Genomic DNA, 18,484 nt, shown 5'->3' with positions numbered 1-18,484 from the left:
ATTATGAAAGGATGGACAGAATATGTACGAGTATCATGGATGGGCAACAATTAGAGAAAGTGCCTCGTTTGAAGAAGATGAGGATCAATATGAATTGGTTATTCAACAGCTTAAAGAATATGTGCAAGAGTTAGAGTGGCCTTCAGGCGTTTTGGACTTAAGAGCAGTAAATGGTGATTTTCAACTTTGGATAGCGGGTCTCAATAATCACAAGCCTGTGTCAAAGTATGATCCAGCCGAAGTATTGAAAAAGGTAGGGGAAATAGCTCCTGGTTCTTATAGGGTTCTTTATGTAAGAGATAGCGATGATTTGGAATTTTCCAATCAATTTAAGGTCTATTCATTAATTCGGAGCGAGATCGCGGAGCATCATGACACTTTTCTTTCGCCATTTATACCCAAAATAGAGGATGACTACGAAGGATAGATATAAATTTAAGACCCAAAAACCAACTTTCAGAGACAATTCAGGCTTAGCAACCAGAAATGTCTCTTTTTATTGAACAAATTAATCTTTCAGCCCTATAACCGGGTTATCTATCTGACATAAACTAGCGTATACTGATGGAATAGCAAATATCTTGAAATTGCATATTTAAATTGACCCATATTATTGATACACTAGATCAAGGTTATTCATTCAGAGAAGGGGCGGGCCTGTTCAAGAATGGGGCTTGCTGCAATGCCAAATCGATAACGCTTACATCCTTTTGGCAAATATAGGATATAAGGACGGTAGACATGAGCCAGGGACAAACGAGTACAGATGTTATCTTGATTGGTGCCGGAATTATGAGTGCAACTTTGGGAACTTTGCTTAAACAATTGGCACCAGACTGGAATATTAAGGTTTTTGAGAAGCTCGCCAGTGCGGGGGAGGAAAGCTCCAACGAATGGAATAATGCCGGAACCGGGCATTCTGCATTGTGCGAACTTAACTATACCGTTGAACGACCAGACGGATCCGTAGATATTAGCAAAGCCATTACGGTGAATGAGCATTTTCAAATCTCAAGGCAATTTTGGTCCTATCTCGTCAAAAGCAATCTGATTCGTAATCCGCGGGACTTCATTATGCCGCTTCCTCATCTGAGTTATGTACATGGAGAGCAGAATGTCCTGTTTCTAAAAAGACGCTTTGAAGCGTTAGCAAAACATCCGTTATTCGTGGGCATGGAATTCTCGGATAATAAGAAAAAACTGGCGGAATGGATTCCGCTGATGATGAAAAACCGCACGGGCAATGAACCGATTGCAGCCACCAAAATTGACTCCGGTACGGATGTTAACTTTGGTGCTTTAACGCGTATGCTAATGGAACACTTGAAGAAACAAAACGTGGATATCCACTACCAACATAGCGTGAAGAATATGAAACGCACAAGCAATGGATCTTGGGAATTAGCCGTGAAAAATCTGAAGAGCGGAACCGTTGAACGGCACACCGCGCAATTCGTCTTTATCGGTGCGGGTGGCGGAAGCTTGCACTTGCTGCAAAAATCCGGCATTCCAGAAGGCAAACATATTGGCGGCTTCCCGGTGAGCGGCATCTTCATGGTTTGCAAAAACCCGAAAGTCGTGGAGCAGCACCATGCCAAAGTGTATGGAAAAGCTTCGGTGGGTGCTCCACCGATGTCTGTTCCGCATTTGGATACCCGATTTATTGAGAATCAAAAATCACTATTATTTGGACCGTTTGCAGGATTCTCGCCAAAATTCTTAAAGACGGGCTCCAATGCCGACCTGATTACGTCCGTGAAGCTGCATAACTTACTCACGATGCTTGCGGCAGGCGTCAAAGAAATTTCATTAACAAAATACCTGATCCAACAGCTCATGTTATCGAAGGAACAACGTATGGCCGAATTGCGTGACTTTGTTCCTGACGCCAAGAGCGAGGATTGGGATATGGTGCTGGCGGGCCAGCGTGTGCAGGTGATTAAGGATACGGCCCAAGGCGGCAAAGGAACGCTTCAATTCGGCACGGAGGTAGTGACTGCGGCGGATGGCTCGATTGCAGCATTGCTTGGTGCTTCACCGGGTGCATCGACTGCTGTTCATGTCATGCTGGAGATCCTCCAGAAGTGTTTCCCGCAGCATATGGATGCGTGGGAGCCAAAGATCAAGGAAATGGTTCCTTCCTATGGTAAATCGCTTGTGGAGAACCTCGATCTTCTAAACCAAGTCCATGCTTCAACCGCTCGGGTGCTCGGGCTGACGGCTGAGAAATCAGTCGTTCGGATGTAACGAGCTGTATGCAACTTGATTACCATGCGTGTAAAAAAGAGCTAAGCCGGCTAAAAACCGCGCTTAGCTCTTTTTTTAAAATGACCTTCAGTTGTATGCTGCTCTTCTCTTCAGAACTACTCCACGCAAGTCAGAGCCTTCCCTTTAATTTAACCAGTCGTAATACTTTCGCCCTGTTGGGAGATCGTGGAATCTGAGATGATGGGTTCATCAAAGGTTCGGGTCACGAACTTCGGACCTTTGCCCTTCAGGCTATGGCGATCCTTCCTTCTAACTTCATTGGCGAACTTAGGGTTGCCGCTTTCCTGAAGATCTCAATTCAGAGAGGAGGCGTCCAGGCTATCATATTCCTTCCTTCTACAGCGACCACCAATTGTAGGGATATGGCTTTCCTGGACTCTTTTATCATGAACAATACCATCTATTTGCGCAGAGCGAACAAACTCATGATCGAGCAGGAACAAGGGGGAAAACAGCTGCCGAAGGTTTATTTGGCGACCGCCCTTAAAAATATAGAAACGCTTGGCTACACATTCTCGGATGAGTTGATTCAAGCCGTGCGAAGGTTATCCAAGGAACAGTTTGAAGCATTGGTTGCCCAGGTTGTGGCTGATCTGAGAATTATGGTCGGCTCGCATGTGGACTACAAACCGATGTATCCTGGATTTCCAACGCAGGTGATGGAGGAAGATGAGGTGGAGCTCTACCTGAACGCCATCATTCATTATGTGACCCTGGTATATCCGAATCGCAAACCCGTGGAAAGAGTGCCTTTGCTGGACAAAGTAAACCTGAAAGTCATTGGCCTCGGCAACAAGGCAGACTTTCAGACGCTCATCCGCCAACTGATCGAAGCGAAGGGCTCCATCTCGGAGACAGACAAAGCAGATATCGATACGGTGCTGGAGCATGCTGAACCGGATGAAGTGGATGCGCTGTTGCCAGCGGAGATTCCGTTCAAGGAAAATGTGGGGTTCGTGGTAGCTTCCTTATTCAAGCACGAAAAGGCCCATATCGACCGAATCGGCCCGTATTTCAGAACGGCAACCGACGTCCTCCGTCTAGCCGTGGCCTGGTCGGATGGCGATGTCAGCCTGGCTGTGGCTTCGCCTTTCCGTAAATTCAAGCGGCGTGAGCGACGCCTGCTGCTTGGTCTCCTGGAGCAATGCGGTTCAATTACGGAAGACATGCTCCGTTACAAGGATCGCTGGATTCGTCTGGGTGAAATTCTGCATCCTTCGGAATATAAGCTGCGGTACCCGCAATGTGATGAAGCTTTTGATATTTTGCGTAATAACAAGCCGTTTACGACCTTTAACGGGAGTGTGGAGCTGGCCTTTCAATACCAGAATGTGTGGAGTCTGATTGAGCTGTTGAAGCAGCGCCCGGGTGAGTTTGCGAGAAGACTGGATCACCTGTTGCGCTCTACCACGGATAAGGAATATGTATTGCTGGCGTTCAGTGAAATTCTGGAGCACGTATCAACCCCGGTATTGCTGCAGGTGAAACAGCATTTTGCCCAGCGTAATGAGCCGCAGGATCTGCGTGTATTTTTCCCGAAAGGCAATGTAGCGAAAGCTTTTGCTGTTCCGAATCAGCTTCCGAAGATAGACGAGGGCACCTGTCTCGACGTTGTGCAGATGTGTGAACTGGCGCTGGTGCAGCGTTTTACCGTCCTTCCTTCGCTTGGGAAAACGTATGTCGATCCGCAGCTCCATGATTACCTGGTTCCCTTTTCCCAAAGATCGGCGAGCAAGGCTCTTCATACGATTGTACGGGGAAGCCGGGTGCCGATGGCGGAAGGAGATACGATTCGTTTCTTCAACTGGTGGAAGGAAGGGACCGTTAATGGTCTAGCAACGGGGCGCGTGGATATCGATCTGTCTGCGGTGATGTACGATGAGAACTGGAACTATGTGGAGCATATCTCCTATACGAATCTGCGTTCATCCAAGTACCAGGCCGTTCACAGCGGGGATATCGTGACAGCGCCTCATGGGGCAAGTGAGTTCATTGACCTGCATATTCCGTCGATCGTTGCTTATGGCGGACGTTATGTGGTGGCGAGTCTGCTTTCCTTTACGAGTCATCCGTATTGCGATTTGCCGGAATGTTTTGTGGGCTGGATGATGCGGAAGAAGCCGAATTCCGGGGAGATTTTCGAGCCGTCTACAGTGGCTAACAAAATCGATATTACTGCGGATACGCAGATTGCGATTCCCGTCATTATGGATCTGGTGGAGCGTACGGTAATCTGGACCGATCTGGCGCTCACCAGAAACCCGGATTATCATAATAATGTCGAGGGCAATCAAAAAGGGATGGTCCTGATGGGCAAAGCTCTGACCACGTTGCGTAAACCGGACCTGTACGACTTGTTCACGCTTCATGCCAAGGCCCGAGGTGAACTGGTGGACACGATAGAACAGGCGGATACGATTTATTCGGTGGAGCAAGGGATTACCCCATTCGATATCGAGCAGATTATGGCGGAATATTTGGCTTGAGTCGATTACATGTGAATACGGATGCGTAGACAGAAAAGAGCAGCGGAGAGCTGCTCTTGTTTGGTTTTATGAGTGGCAATTGCCGGAATTAAACTGTCTAGAGAATGAATCACACATGTGTTCTTCACTGATTCGCTTCTTTCAACACTTCTGCTCCGCCTGAGGCCATAAATTCCTCCACGAAATCATCAAATTCGCTCAACGGTCTCTCGCCAGTGATAAAGGCGATGTAAGCCTTGTTCTTCAGCTTAATCAATTCCGGGCCGCTCTTGATCAGAGAGGGTGTCGCCACCTCAAGCTCGTTGTAGATACCGTCCTTGTCCAGCCCAAGAGTCGAGGCCCATTGTTCGCGCTGTGCGGTCTGTTTTAGCGGGATGGTCATACCTAGATTAGCGCCAATTAGATTCTGATAGCTAAACATGGTGTCATACGGAGGCAGGATGATGATGTCCTGCGAATGAGTTTTGGCTCTCGTCCAATGCTTACCCTGTATGCCGAAGGTCATTGTGGCTGCTTCATCCGGGTCAGGGTTCGCGCTAACGTAATCCAGGATCTGCAGTATGGTTTCCAGCTTGCCCGGCTCCTTGACGGCATCGGCACCGATGGCGGTGAAGCTCATTAACATATCGTAGGCTCTGGAGCCGCGTTGACCATATGGTCCGGTGAAAGGCCTGCTCAATACAACACGAGCATTAGGGTTCTTGGCTACCAGTTCCTTTACGTTAAAGTTGGATTGAACTGGAGTCTCCACGGCATGTCCATATTCATCGTAGCTCCACTCCAGATAATCAGCCTCCTGAATCCAGTGGTAGTAATTGCCCATGGAAGTCATGCCAATCCTGCCGTTAATAAAGGCGTGAGACAAGTGCTTGTAGCCACCCTTATTCTCTCCGGTGATGAACTCAGGATCAATCACGCCGTCCTGATACCATTTACGCAAATAGTGAAGAGCTTCCTTCATTTCCGGCTGCAGCGCGCCGATGACCTTCTTCCCGTTCTTATCACTGAAATAGAGCTGATCTGCGAAGACAATCTGACCGAAGGCGCCAAACACAACGTTCATCCCTTCGCTGGACAAACCGTAGGTATCCTTAATACCATTACCGTCGGGGTCATCGTTGGTAAAGGCATAGATTACTTTTTCGAAATCGGCTAACGTTTGCGGTACCGACAGGCCCAGTTTCGCCAGCCAATCCTGCCGAAAAACGACTGGGCTCCGATAGATATTGGTTGGATTAATGACAGGGATGCCATAGGATATGCCGTCGATTATCCCGGAGTTTTGATAAGCGGGTGCATTCTCTCGAATGGCTCGCATCAGGTTTGGAGCATACGTGTTAAGCGTATCCAGTGGAAGCTCGGCCAGCAGTCCTTGCTGCTGGTATTTCAGCAGGTCCTGCGGCTGACGGATGCGGAACAGATCGGGAATTTCGCCTTGGGCCAGCTTCATGTCGAGCAGTGCTTCATATTGGTTGTTCTCTAGGTTCCACACATCCAGATCGACGTTGAACTTATCCTCCACGTACTTTAGCATTTCAGCATTTTCGGGTACCGAAAGATTCTGATGCAGGGTCCATGAAATTCGGTAACGTGGAGTACTGGAGCCCGACTCGGTCTGTTGTGTTTCCGTTGAGGTCTGCTGAACGGATTGAAGATCACAACCGCTCAGAGTGCTGGCCACGATGACTGGAATCAGCATGGCGAGAAGTGAAGTAACGCGTAGCCATCCCTTTTTTTTCATCCTGTATTCCTTCCTCACCTTAAGATCCGGCTTCCGTCAGCCCGGCAGAAGCGATATTGCGCAAGTAATGGCCTGGCGTACAACCGTACATTTCCTTAAACCGTTTAATGAAATAGGCAGTGGTTCCGTAACCGACGGAGCTTGCGATCCGTTCAATGGTCATGTTGTTGTTCTCAATCAGTTCTTTGGCCCGTTCCATGCGTCGGGAGGTGACATAATCGGTATAGGTGACGCCGAGCTCTTCCTTGAAGAGCTTACTCATATATTTGGGGCTGATGAACACCTGTGCAGCTACCTTATCCAGCGATAAGTCTTCCGGAAGATGATCCTCGATATATTGCTTCGCGAGTTCAATTGTGGAGACTGCTCGTTCGCTGTTCCGCTTCTCCGTCTCTCTGATGAACACGGTAACAGACTCCACCAGCCAGTCGCGGTACGCCTGGATATTGCGGATACTGATGTATTCATGGTACAGATCAGGATGGCCCAATTGAAGAGGATGCTTATAACGAACGTTTTTCACTACATCCGAGTAAATGAATACCGTATTCGCCAGCATAAAATGGCAATAGTCAGCGGGGTACGCTCCCTCCCGCATCGTGGTAACGATCTGATCGATCGCTGCGGCGCTCTCTTCCGGCTGCCTCGCGTGCAGCTTGTCCCTGAACTTTGCGAGCATGGCCTGTGGTATCTCATCCAGGTTATGCTCCCGCAGGAGCAGGGCATGGTCTTTCAGTATGGCTAGTTCCGGTAAGAAGTAAGCATATTTCATTCGTGTCTGCGCTTCGTTGTAGCTTAGATGCACGTCTGCCAGTTCCCGCACCCAGGAGCCCAGCGATAGCTGGATATCCTGCTGGAATTGCTCCCTCGCTTTGGATAGCAGCAAATTGGAGAATTGGTCCAGCAGCGGGTCAGATGCGATATGGCTGCACAGGATAACCACCAGTTTTTTGTCCGGTAATTCTTCTGCGATGAGCTGGCTGTCAGGCAGAGGCAAGGTTTCCAGCCCGTGTATCATTCGGGATACCATGGCTGACAGGCTTTCAGAGCTGAGGCTTGCGGAGGCTTCTCCTGTATTTAGAAGCAGGCAGCAGTACTCTTTGTATTCCTGTGAAATGCCCAGAGAAGCCAACTCCTCCATCCATTGCTCCCGGGTATATCCACCTCGTAATAAATTCAGCACAGCATTGTGCTTAATAGCCGGGCTGTTCGCCAGAAGCGTCTCTTCGAGATTATTCACTTTATCACTTAATTGCATGAAGGCTCGGTCGATCAGCCGATATTCATTCGTAATATGCTTCGGCTCAGGGTCGGATAAATCCTTAATTCGGCTGACGAGGCGTTTAATCGGGCTATAGTTGGCCTTGGTCAGCAGCGCAGATAGCACAAGTCCGATTAGGATGGCGAAGAGGCAGATGCCGAGAATTAGCTTCTGGACCATAATCGATTGCTCATAGTAGAAGCTGGCCGGCATTGCGCTGTAGATGGTCCAGCCGGTAGATGGAAGTGCCTGATAAGACACAACATAGGACGTATCACCAATCGTATCGTCAAAGCTTCCCACAGTGCTTCCGGACTTTAGTGCCTTCGTAATGCTGGACTGGAAGTCTCCCTGCGTTTCGTGAATGTCTATTTTGGCATCGCTGATGGCGCTGCCTGCTGCGTTCACAACAAACGTACTCTTGTATTGGGAGGGCATCATATTCTCTATGATGCTGCTTATGGCACTTTCATTTACGTCAATTGCAACAATGACATCTCCAGTCTCGCCTGTGGACTGAAAGGGATAGCTGTGTGCATACGTGAACAGCGCATTACCGCTGCCGCTTGCAAGGCTGGAGAAAATATCCTGGGGCACCTGTCGTGTAGGCGTCCACAGGCTGTTTTGTTTATTGCTTCGCATGCCGTTAAGCCAATCGGCATAATGTGTCGCACTTTCCCCTTGATCGGCATTATACTTCAGACCGTATAGAGACGATAACATAATGTTCTGCCCTGGATAATAGAGGTGTATCGCCTGAATAAGATCACTATTGCCGGCTACCCTGGACTTGAGCAATTCCTGAAGATCGATGACGTGGTCCAGACCATTCCGATAGGATGGCTCAGCGAACAGGCGAATGTCTGCAGATTTGTCGAGCGATAGATCCAGATAGATCTGCTGTACTCTTTTCAGCACGGTATTTTCAATTGTACGGACTGTATTTTCCAGAATCAGCTGATTCTTGATCTGCAATTCTTCATTGTAACTGCGCGAAAAATAGATATAGAAGAAAGAGCATACGAGCAGGACAATGACGAGCACGATGGATACATAAGATGCCGCCAGCCCGGCCCATGCGGAGCTCCATTTTTTCATGATGCATTCCTCCCGGCGACGATTATACACTACACGATTGACCATCAGTTCATGATTTTTATTAAGGGAATGTTAAATGTCGAAAAAAGGCGATATTGATCCTAAATTGATACAATGGCGAAATTGTTTTATTGCTGGTTGAAGGGGCCTGATGCTACATTGAGACCGATTCGAGACCAACTACAAAACGATGGGAGTCGAAAAGAATTGAAAACGAAAGCCAACAAAAACAAAAAGAGAATGTTAGCCGCTGCTGTGGGTGTAGCACTTATCTCCAATTCATTCGCATCAAGCATTGCGCTTGCAGCGTCGGATGATACCACAATCCCGTTGCCGGCCGAGCCGACCTGGGGGTACTTTGTAGATACGTATAAGAGCAACAGTTCCTCCAACACAACAATAGAAACCAACTCGGCCATCGGTACACTGTCCAAGTTTCTGGACCTATGGACACCGGGTGATTCTTGGAACAATGGTACGAAGCTTAACGAGAAGGTACTGGACTACAACATTCAATATGTAGCCGATATCGCAGCAACACGTACCCAAGCGGAAGAGGATGCTGCCTACTATACAGACCGTACGAATCAAACCTACGGTGCGACCGAGGGACTGGGTTCGCTGGCTGATGTGTATCGTGAAAAATCAGGCACTTATACGACGATTACAAGCATTCCGGAAGACGCTACGACAACGAAGTACGATGATGGCAATAACACGAACAAAGCCGGAGATTCGAATTCCGAGCTGGGCAAAATGGTAGATCTGGTTGGAGCCTTGCGGGGTAACGCCGCATCTTCGAATCCATCAAAAAATTTCTTCAATTATATGCGTCCTTTCCGCTGGCTGAATACGAATGAGGTTGTCGTGCCAACGCTGAGACCGGCAATCAAAGATGAGAAAGATGCAGCCTCTGACGGCGGCTTCCCGAGCGGACACACCAATGCGTCCTACCTTGCTGCACTTGCATTAGCTTATGCTACACCTGAACGGTTCCAGGAGTTGGTAACCCGTGCATCGGAGATGGGTAACAACCGGATTGTAGCCGGAATGCACTCTCCGCTAGATGTCATGGGTGGACGTGTACTCGCAACGGCCCTGGCAGCAGGTGCTCTGAATGATCCGGAAAATGCAGACCTGAAGCAAGCGGCGTATGATCAGGCGCATAACGTATTGTTGAAGGAGACTGGTTCAGCAGAAGATCGTTTTACCGACTATGAGAAAAACAAGGCTGATTATACCCAGCGTCTGACCTACGGGTTTGAGCAGATCAGTTCCACAACGGAACCGGTAGCGGTACCTAAGGGAGCAGAAGTGCTGACTGAGACCAGACAGCCTTATCTGACAGATCAACAGCGTCGTGCTGTGTTGGCAACAACGGCAATAGAATCGGGCTACCCTTTGCTTGATGATCCGGAAGGCTGGGGACGTCTTAATCTGTTTGCGGCAGCAGACGGATACGGTGCATTCAATAGCGATGTAACGGTAACGATGGATGCCAGCAAGGGTGGTTTCAACGCCATGGACGTTTGGCGGAACAACATCTCCGGTACGGGCAAGCTGACGAAAGAAGGCAGCGGTACCTTGAAGCTGCGGGGAGCGAACACTTACTCCGGCGGTACCCAGGTTAATGCAGGTACATTGGAAGGTGATACCGCTACTGCATTCGGGAGTGGCGATGTGGTCAACAGCGGTGGTACGGTTACGGAGAGCGTAACTGGAAAATGGAACATCGAAGGCAACTTCACGCAGGCCGCTGACGGTATGCTAGAGCTGAACGTTGCTTCCGCAAATGACGTACTCGATGTTAAAGGTACGGTAAACACCTCCGGAACGCTGCACGTGAACTTTGCCAACAGCTATGTGCCGGGTCCAGGTGTTGTGACGCTTGTAAACTATGGCGCTAATCAGCAAAGTGGAAAATTTGCCTCCGTTCAGGTAGAGGGTCTGCCAAGCAAATATAGCACTCAAGTTGTGTATCTAAGCAACCAGATTGCATTGTCTATTACCGATACAACAAATCCAGGTACAACGACACCTGGTACAGGTGGCGGTTCAACTACGACACCAAGCACAGGTGGTGGTTCAACTACAACACCAACTAACCCAACAACAGATCCTGATACAGATTCAGGAACGGTTACAACGCCTCCTACAACGGAACCAACGGTACCTCCTGCAACACAAGTCAATCCGTTCAAATCCGGTGTAGTTAGCCAGGAAACGGTTCTGAAGACACTTAACGAAGCCATTGCTGCAACGAAAAATGAAACTAAAACCTTCAGTGATATCACAGGTCACTGGGCCGACAGAAACATCAGTGCTGCCATGAAGCTGCGCATGATTAACGGTTATGCCAATGGCAAGTTCCAGCCTAATGCATCCGTTACCAGAGCGGAATTTACCGCTATGATCTCTCGGGCATTCGGTCTCGGCGAAAGCGCGGCTTCGGCCAGCTTCAAGGATACTAGCTCGAACTGGGCTGCGGGTTACATCGATGCTCTGGCTGATAAGGGAGTAATCGGTGGGTATCCGGACGGCAGCTTCAAGCCAAATGCAACAATTTCCCGTGCCGAAATGGTGGCAATCATTGCTCGCATGCTCAATCTGAATGCACTGGCGACCAGCACACCAACCAGCTTCAACGATGTGGATAGCAGCAATTGGGCTGCAGATGTGATTGCGCAAGCTTCATCTGCCAACCTTGTTCAAGGATTATCATCCTCCGTTTTCTCGCCGAACGGCAAAGCGACAAGAGCTGAAGCCGTGACGTTGATCATTCGCGCACTGGAGAGCGACAGCTCAATCAAAGAGCTGATCGAAGGCTTGTAAAAGCATATATATGCGCTATTCGCTGGAGCCGAAAGCTCAGCCCCAATGAATAGCGCAACCATATAACTTCAAAGGGCGAGCTGGTTCCGGTAATACGGACCGGCTCGCCCTTTTTGATATTGTTCTCAGGGCCAGACGAAGAATTAAAGAGCAACATCTCAAAAAAGGCACCGTGATATAACTATTCTTGTCATTAGAATAGAGGAGATGAGCACATGGACGTATTAAAGGGTAAAATCGCTTTAGTCACGGGGGCAAGCCGGGGAATCGGCAGAAGCATCGCGCTGCGGTTGGCTCAGGAGGGCGCATATGTTGTGGTTCACTATGGAAACAGACAGGATGAGGCGGAAGCAGTCGTTCGCCAGATTGAGCAACATGGAGGCAATGCCTGCGCTGTGGGTGCTGACCTGAGAACGATGGACGGCGTTCATCACTTATTTGCTGAGCTGGATGAGGTTATTCAGAATCAGACGGAGGCCAGTGGATTCGATATTCTGGTGAATAATGCGGGGATCGGGCAGATTGTTGGGATTGAAGAGACGACAGAAGCATCTTACGAAGAGATCATGAATCTTAATGTAAAAGCACCACTTTTTGTGACGCAGCAGGCTTTGTCCCGAATCAATGACGGGGGGCGAATTATTAATATTTCGTCCTTTGTAACCAGGGTAGCTTCTCCAGGAGTATTTACGTACAGCATGTCCAAAGGAGCGATTGATACATTTACGCTGCTTCTCGCGAAGCAACTAGGGAGCCGTAATATTACGGTCAACGCCATCCAGCCGGGAATTATTAATACCGAGATGAATGCTGGGACGTTGCAGGATACAGAGGGGCAAAAATATGCGGCTGGCCTTTCCGCCTTTGGCCGATGGGGTGAGCCGGAGGATATTGCAGATATTGCTGCATTTCTGGCTTCACCGGATAGCCGTTGGGTAACGGGACAATTGCTTGATGCAAGCGGCGGATCGCATCTATAACCGCATGGCGGATGAGCCTTCTTAAATGAGCTTTGGCAAGATGAACGTAGTTGGATTGAATATTAGGGGCGCTTACCTTTCCGGTAGCGCTCTTATTTCTTTTTCAGCTGTGTGGAACAATCTTGCCAAGGTGTGCAAAAAGAGCTATTTTGAGAGTAAATGAAGTTAATCGTTGTAAGGTTAGCCTGGATAAAAGAGACTGGATTAAACCGTTGAACCGTGCCTGATGAAAGGGGTAAAAATGAAAAACATACTGTTCAAATACATGGGTCAGTTCACATCTCTTAACGAGCAGGAACAGCGGGCTATTGTTGAAGATATCCTCGTGAAGGATTATAAAAAAGGAACCGTACTCCTTAGACAAGGGGAGGTTCCCGCCAAATGCTACTTTGTGCTAAAGGGATGCGTACGGCAATACTCGATAGATGAAACGGGAAAAGAAGTCACCTCCAATTTCTATACCGAGGAACAAGCGGTCTCTATTTTCAATCGTCATCAGCACAATAAGCCATCGGCTTATACTTTAACCTGCCTGGAGGACTGTGTATTGGTGGTTGGTGACTTTCAAGTGGAGGACGACATGATTCTCCAATATCCCCCACTGGAAACGATGATACGCAAAATGGTAGAGGAGAACTTGGGTCAGGTTCAGGATGAATGGACATCATTTATCGGGTCTTCACCGGAAGAGCGATATCAATCGTTATTGCGAAAACGACCCCATCTCGTCGATCGTGTACCCCAACATCAATTAGCCAGTTATCTGGGAATCACCCCAGAGTCATTAAGCAGAATAAAGAAGCGTGTTCATAGCCGTGATGATGGGTAAAGAAGTGTTTCATGAATAAACAAGGGCATCATGCACTGTGGGATGGCTTTCCTCCTTTAATGAGCATCCAAATGCCTACGCCCAGTTCGCCTGCGACCATGGGTATAGCAAATACCACTTGAAGCACTGTAATCAGCGCATCATATTGAGAAAGAAACGTTTTGCTTAGGTGAATGATAATATAGCCTATACCAGCGAGCAGCACCAAGATGCTGATCGCTTTGGGAATGCAGTTTGATTTTAAAGCCACATAGCCCACGATCAGCAGATGCGCACCAAATAACCAGGCCCACCGACCAGATTCGTTCGAATGCTTCCAGACAGAGCATCATTAACGCTTGCGTCTGTTCCATTGGAAATGAGGGTTTCGAATGTCCTGAGAGCAGCATTACCATGAGCAAGTTCAGGATGGCGATGCCCAGCAGCGATGAGTAGATAAGACGCAGGCAAGCTCCAAGCAGCGAGAGGTTTTTATGAACAGGCTTCAGGAAAATATACAGCGCCCACGAGACAACAACGTCGCTAATCAGGATGATGATCCATCCCAAAATCTCGGCCTTGAACAAGCCATATGATGCTGTGATATAGTTGAATGTAGTGCTGGCATCGCCGGGTACGACAAGTTTGCCATGGATATAACTATAGGAAAAAAATGCAGCCAGGGCCATGATGATCAGCGTTATTCCTACAGTTACAGCAGCTTTCCGTTCGTAAGAATGTTCTTGTATGGATGTAGACATAGTAAGATAGCCTCCTGTGTAGTATGGTTGATGTTTATTTTAATCAGGAGTTGCATGATCGGCATTGATTTAAATCAAGGCAAGCAAAATGCTATAATTTCTACAACGAATAAGAGAGGGAGGTAAGATCAATGAACGATGAACTCTTGGAACGGCTAGAGGCCTGGCATGAACAGGATGAATACGAAGAGATTGTGGATGCGATTACACAGGTTCCGGAGGAGGAGCGGGACTATATTCTGGTCAACCATCTGGGCAGAGCGCTGAATAATATGGAGCGTTACCAGGAGGCAGTGGAGCAATTCCTGTCGGTTGAAGAAGAGGGGCAAAATGACCCGCTTTGGCATTACCGTATTGGTCTGGCGTATTATTATTTGGAGCAATATGAGAATGCGCGTGAAGCTTTCGAAGCAGCGGACCGATTGGAGCCGGGAGATGAGGATACACAGGAGTTCCTTGAATGGATTCGGAATAAAACAACTGAGGAGCCAGCAAAGGAATTGGAAGAGGAGTCTGTGGAAACACTCCACTCTGTGACTGAAATCAACATCGAAGCTGCACCTGGTATCCATCCCGATTCGACCAGCTTTTGGAATGACAGTCACGCAAACGTCGATCAATATGTGTTGTCCCCGCCTACCGATGAGCAGATTGAAGCCGTGGAGGAGCAGCTGGTATTCAAGCTGCCGACATTCTATATAAACATGATGAAACTACATAATGGTGGTGTTCCCTACTATCGTTATTTTCCGGTTAGCCAGGCCGGGAATGATGGGAAGATCTACATTGAAATTTCAAATATCCTGGGTGTTGGACGTGAGAAGGCACATTCATTGGGTGGAGAAGCAGGCAGCCGGGTGATGATCGAGCAGGGTGGTTACCCGGAAATCGGTGTCGTCCTGAGTGAGTGCCCGTCCGAGTCTGAGGTGGTGATGCTGGATTATCGTGAATCCGGTAATGCTGGCGAACCTGAGGTTGTTCATGTAAATAAAGCAGAAGGCTACAAGATCACTTGGCTCGCTCCCAATGTTGAAACCTTTATTCGTGGTCTGGTGAATGAGGAAAAACAACCTGCAAACCTTGAGGGTTCACTGTAAAGAGGGTTGTAGCTTCCTGTTATATACAATATTGAAGAAGCTGCATCCCGTAACAAAGGGTGCAGCTTTTTTAGTTGAGTATCTCCCATGTCCATGTGGTAAAAGATGCACGTAATGTTGATGGTGAGATCATCGTATGTTCTGTTTAGGTGCGTTCAGGCAGCTCCCGCGTTGATTCTTCCCCGTAAAGCTCGTTCAAATGAGCGATGTGGCTCACGCCCCAATCATTCATGGCCTGTAATAAAGGCGTCATTCGTTGACCATATTCCGTGATGGAGTACTCGACTTTGGGCGGAATCTGCTGATAGATTTCGCGATGAATGATGTCGTGATACTCCAATTCCCGTAATTGTTGGGTGAGCATTTTCTTGGTGATTTCAGGGATTGCCCTTTGGAGTTCACTAAATCTCATGGTGCCATTGGCGAAAAGCCGAAGTAAAATCACCGGTTTCCATTTTCCAACAAGGATATCCAACGCCGTTTCAAACTTGCAATAAGTACTCATACGAAGGCCTCCAATCCTTTATTTATCTAAGGTTTCTTTTTGTATACTATGTTTAGTTTAAGTGCCTACTTCTAAATAGGTACCCCATAAAATATTATATGCCTAGGTGTTGATCATATACAAGAAGAGGGGCTTGCCGGTTATGAATATGGCGTTATGGATTGTTCAAGGCATATTGGGAGTAGGATTTATTTTCTCGGGATGGATGAAGGCGTTCCAGTATGAAAAGGCAAAAAAATCGTGGCCGTGGGCAAACGAAGTTCCGAGAGGGTTGGTGTTTATTATCGGAATTGTGGAACTGGTTGGGGTCATTGGACTTATTGTACCTCAAGCAACGAATATTGCCCCTGGATTAACGTCACTGGCGGCCATTGGTCTTGCCATCGTTGTGCTGTTAGGAGCTATATTCCACATAGCCCGTAAGGAGTATAAGCAAATTGGTGTGAATATCGTCTTTCTTGCATTGGCTGTAATCGTAGCGATAGGCAGTTTTTAGTTACAAGTCAAAAGAAAGAAATTTATGAGAAGGAGTAGAGGCGATTGATTTCCGGTAGGATTACGGAGATCGGTCGCTATTTTTCATCTGAATATGCTACAAAAAATATAGAGAGATTAGGGTAGGAGGAGAGCTATTTTCATTGCAACAGCATGTAATATAATGGTATTATTTTAATGATATTACCAGTTGAATTACAGAGCATTAAGTTACGGAGGTGATGGCATAAGAGGACGACAATATGGATTAAAATGGACGCGGACAGATATGCTACACACACAAGAGTACCGAGATGAGACATAAGCTCGTTTGTCATACATTAAAATGTAAGCGCTTTACTAACGATTGTTTATAGAATTCAATATTAGAATCTGATTTTGGCCCATTACGAAAACGTTAAAAACTATTCCAGGGAGGGATTAGCTCGTGAACAGACGATTGGTGAAGAAGGGTTTTAGTTCGTTTCTAATACTGGTGATGATGGCAGCAGCGGTATTATATCCAACATCCACCGGACACGCAGCCACCATCAATGTTACGGATAACGGGTCGAGGATTGAAGTGAACACGGGAGCAGGGCTGGTATACACGGTGAATAAAACCAATGGTGATATTATATCTGCCAAAATGAACGGAACGGAGCTGAATGGTTCAAGCAAGGGGTCCCATATCGGCTCTGGTCTGGGCTCTGCCAATGTCACCTGGAACACATCTCCTTCAGGATCAACGGTATTGATCACCGTCTCAACCAGCACACTTACCCACTATTACGCATCACGGGGCGGTGAGAACATTATCTATATGGCGACGTATGTCACAGCAGAACCGTCTGTGGGCGAACTGCGCTATATTTTCCGGGGGAATGGCAGCGTATTGACGGGAGTTCCAGCTAATTCAAACAATCGGAATAACACCGGTGCAATCGAGAGCCAGGATGTTTTTGGTTACGCCAACGGGCAGACCACTTCGAAGTATTACGGTAATGACCAGGCTAAGAATTTGACCATTCGAGGTGTTACGGGCAGCGGTGTGGGTGTGTTTATGGCCTATGGAGACCGGGAGAAAAGTTCGGGAGGTCCGTTCTTCCGTGATATCCAGTTCCAGAGCGGTGGAGATACGGAGGTTTACAATTACATGAATTCAGGACATGCCCAGACCGAAAATTGGCGTATGGGCCTGCATGGACCGTATGCCTTGATTTTCACCACCGGCGTGACGCCAAGTGTACCTGATTTTAGCTGGATGTCGGGTCTGAACCTGACGGGCTGGGTATCCAGTCGAGGTAATGTCGTGCTTAACGGGCTCTCTGGCATGGATACGGACTATGCGTATACGGTCGGTTTTGCCAACAGCAACGCCCAATATTGGGTGAATGCGTCTTCGAGCGGAGCGGCTGCCAAATACAGCATGATCCCTGGTACATATACCATGACGGTGTATAAGGGGGAACTGGCGGTCTATACCGAAAGTGTGAACGTCACTGGAGGATCAACGACAACGCTGAATACGCGTACAATAAACAATGACCCAAGTAAAGCATCAAGTATCTGGCGCATTGGGAACTGGGATGGTACACCGTCGGAATTTCTGAACGGCCAGACGATTCCGATCCGTCATCCTTCCGATAGCCGTAATCCAAGCTGGGGCCCTGTCAGTTATGCGACCGGAAGTGCAACCAACAAGTTCCCGGCGATTCAGTTCAGGGGACAAAACTCACCCACAACCGTTACCTTTAGCCTCAACTCTTCCCAAGCGGCATCTTCGCATGTCCTTAACATCGGTATTACGGCAGCGTACAACAATGGCAGACCTAGCGTAACGATAAATGGTCAAACGCTAACGAATCCTGCCGCCTCTTCACAACCGAACTCTCGCAGCTTTACGATTGGCACCTATCGGGGCAACAATACTACCTTTTCCTGGAATATCCCGGCCTCCTATTTCGTTAATGGGTCCAACACAGTGACTATTACGCCAATCAGCGGCTCTAGCGATTTAGGCAATTGGTTAAGTGCAGGGTGGGTATATGACTGTGTTGAATTGTTGAATTAATTTTTTAATAGGAGTGCTGAGGGAGGTTTATCTTCGTACGATTCATATATTTCAAATAAAGCCGGTGATTATATGTTTGGCATCAAACATTGTTCAGGA

12 protein-coding genes and 1 pseudogene are annotated in these 18,484 nt (G+C 47.9%); 9 read left to right on the top strand and 4 right to left on the bottom strand.

Annotated features, from left to right (window positions below; translation table 11 throughout):
* Positions 1–22 precede the first annotated feature (22 nt).
* The 3 genes from QP794_RS10635 to QP794_RS10625 all read left to right on the top strand — a co-directional run bounded on the left by QP794_RS10635 (position 23) and on the right by QP794_RS10625 (position 4,754).
* On the top strand, positions 23–427 hold the full coding sequence (locus tag QP794_RS10635) for an Imm7 family immunity protein (protein WP_285076292.1): 405 nt from the start codon (positions 23–25) through the stop codon (positions 425–427).
* A gap of 314 nt (positions 428–741) precedes the next feature.
* Entirely contained in the window at positions 742–2,247 is a 1,506-nt protein-coding gene (locus tag QP794_RS10630) for a malate:quinone oxidoreductase (RefSeq protein ID WP_024629610.1), read from the top strand.
* A 407-nt stretch (positions 2,248–2,654) separates the two neighbouring features.
* On the top strand, positions 2,655–4,754 hold the full coding sequence (locus QP794_RS10625) for a TerD family protein (protein WP_285076289.1): 2,100 nt from the start codon (positions 2,655–2,657) through the stop codon (positions 4,752–4,754).
* A 124-nt stretch (positions 4,755–4,878) separates the two neighbouring features.
* Here QP794_RS10625 and QP794_RS10620 read toward each other — a convergent pair whose 3' ends face one another.
* Positions 4,879–6,495: a type 2 periplasmic-binding domain-containing protein gene (locus tag QP794_RS10620; protein ID WP_285076287.1), complete on the bottom strand. Its 1,617-nt coding sequence runs from the start codon at positions 6,493–6,495 to the stop codon at positions 4,879–4,881.
* Positions 6,496–6,514: 19 nt separating this feature from the next.
* Positions 6,515–8,854: an AraC family transcriptional regulator gene (locus QP794_RS10615; protein ID WP_285076285.1), complete on the bottom strand. Its 2,340-nt coding sequence runs from the start codon at positions 8,852–8,854 to the stop codon at positions 6,515–6,517.
* A 240-nt stretch (positions 8,855–9,094) separates the two neighbouring features.
* Between QP794_RS10615 and QP794_RS10610 the strand changes: the two genes are divergently transcribed.
* From QP794_RS10610 to QP794_RS10600, 3 genes are all read left to right on the top strand, one after another.
* Positions 9,095–11,686, top strand: a complete 2,592-nt coding sequence (locus QP794_RS10610; RefSeq protein ID WP_285076498.1) for an S-layer homology domain-containing protein — start codon at positions 9,095–9,097, stop codon at positions 11,684–11,686.
* A gap of 215 nt (positions 11,687–11,901) precedes the next feature.
* Positions 11,902–12,666, top strand: a complete 765-nt coding sequence (locus tag QP794_RS10605) for an SDR family oxidoreductase (protein ID WP_285076283.1) — start codon at positions 11,902–11,904, stop codon at positions 12,664–12,666.
* Positions 12,667–12,907: 241 nt separating this feature from the next.
* On the top strand, positions 12,908–13,495 hold the full coding sequence (locus QP794_RS10600) for a Crp/Fnr family transcriptional regulator (RefSeq protein WP_285076282.1): 588 nt from the start codon (positions 12,908–12,910) through the stop codon (positions 13,493–13,495).
* 28 nt (positions 13,496–13,523) lie between these two features.
* Here QP794_RS10600 and QP794_RS10595 read toward each other — a convergent pair.
* Positions 13,524–14,235: pseudogene (locus QP794_RS10595) on the bottom strand (DUF4386 domain-containing protein).
* Between the two features lie 131 nt (positions 14,236–14,366).
* Between QP794_RS10595 and QP794_RS10590 the strand changes: the two are divergent.
* Positions 14,367–15,332: an SMI1/KNR4 family protein gene (locus tag QP794_RS10590; protein WP_285076281.1), complete on the top strand. Its 966-nt coding sequence runs from the start codon at positions 14,367–14,369 to the stop codon at positions 15,330–15,332.
* 145 nt (positions 15,333–15,477) lie between these two features.
* On the opposite strand, the gene QP794_RS10585 is transcribed toward QP794_RS10590, so the two are convergent.
* Entirely contained in the window at positions 15,478–15,837 is a 360-nt protein-coding gene (locus QP794_RS10585; protein WP_285076279.1) for a winged helix-turn-helix transcriptional regulator, read from the bottom strand.
* 142 nt (positions 15,838–15,979) lie between these two features.
* Here QP794_RS10585 and QP794_RS10580 point away from each other — a divergent pair, with 142 nt between their 5' ends.
* Positions 15,980–16,333 carry a DoxX family protein gene (locus QP794_RS10580; RefSeq protein WP_285076278.1) on the top strand — a complete coding sequence of 118 codons (354 nt, stop codon included), beginning with the start codon at positions 15,980–15,982 and terminating at the stop codon, positions 16,331–16,333.
* Positions 16,334–16,759: 426 nt separating this feature from the next.
* Positions 16,760–18,385, top strand: coding sequence for a rhamnogalacturonan lyase B N-terminal domain-containing protein (locus QP794_RS10575; RefSeq protein ID WP_285076276.1), 1,626 nt, complete (start codon positions 16,760–16,762; stop codon positions 18,383–18,385).
* Positions 18,386–18,484 lie beyond the last annotated feature (99 nt).

The organism is Paenibacillus sp. UMB7766-LJ446, assembly GCF_030226665.1.
In the GTDB taxonomy this organism is placed as follows: Bacteria; Bacillota; Bacilli; order Paenibacillales; family Paenibacillaceae; genus Paenibacillus; species Paenibacillus vandeheii.
The sequence above is the reverse complement of the archived record's forward strand: the minus strand, read 5'-3'. Positions and strand labels throughout refer to the sequence as shown.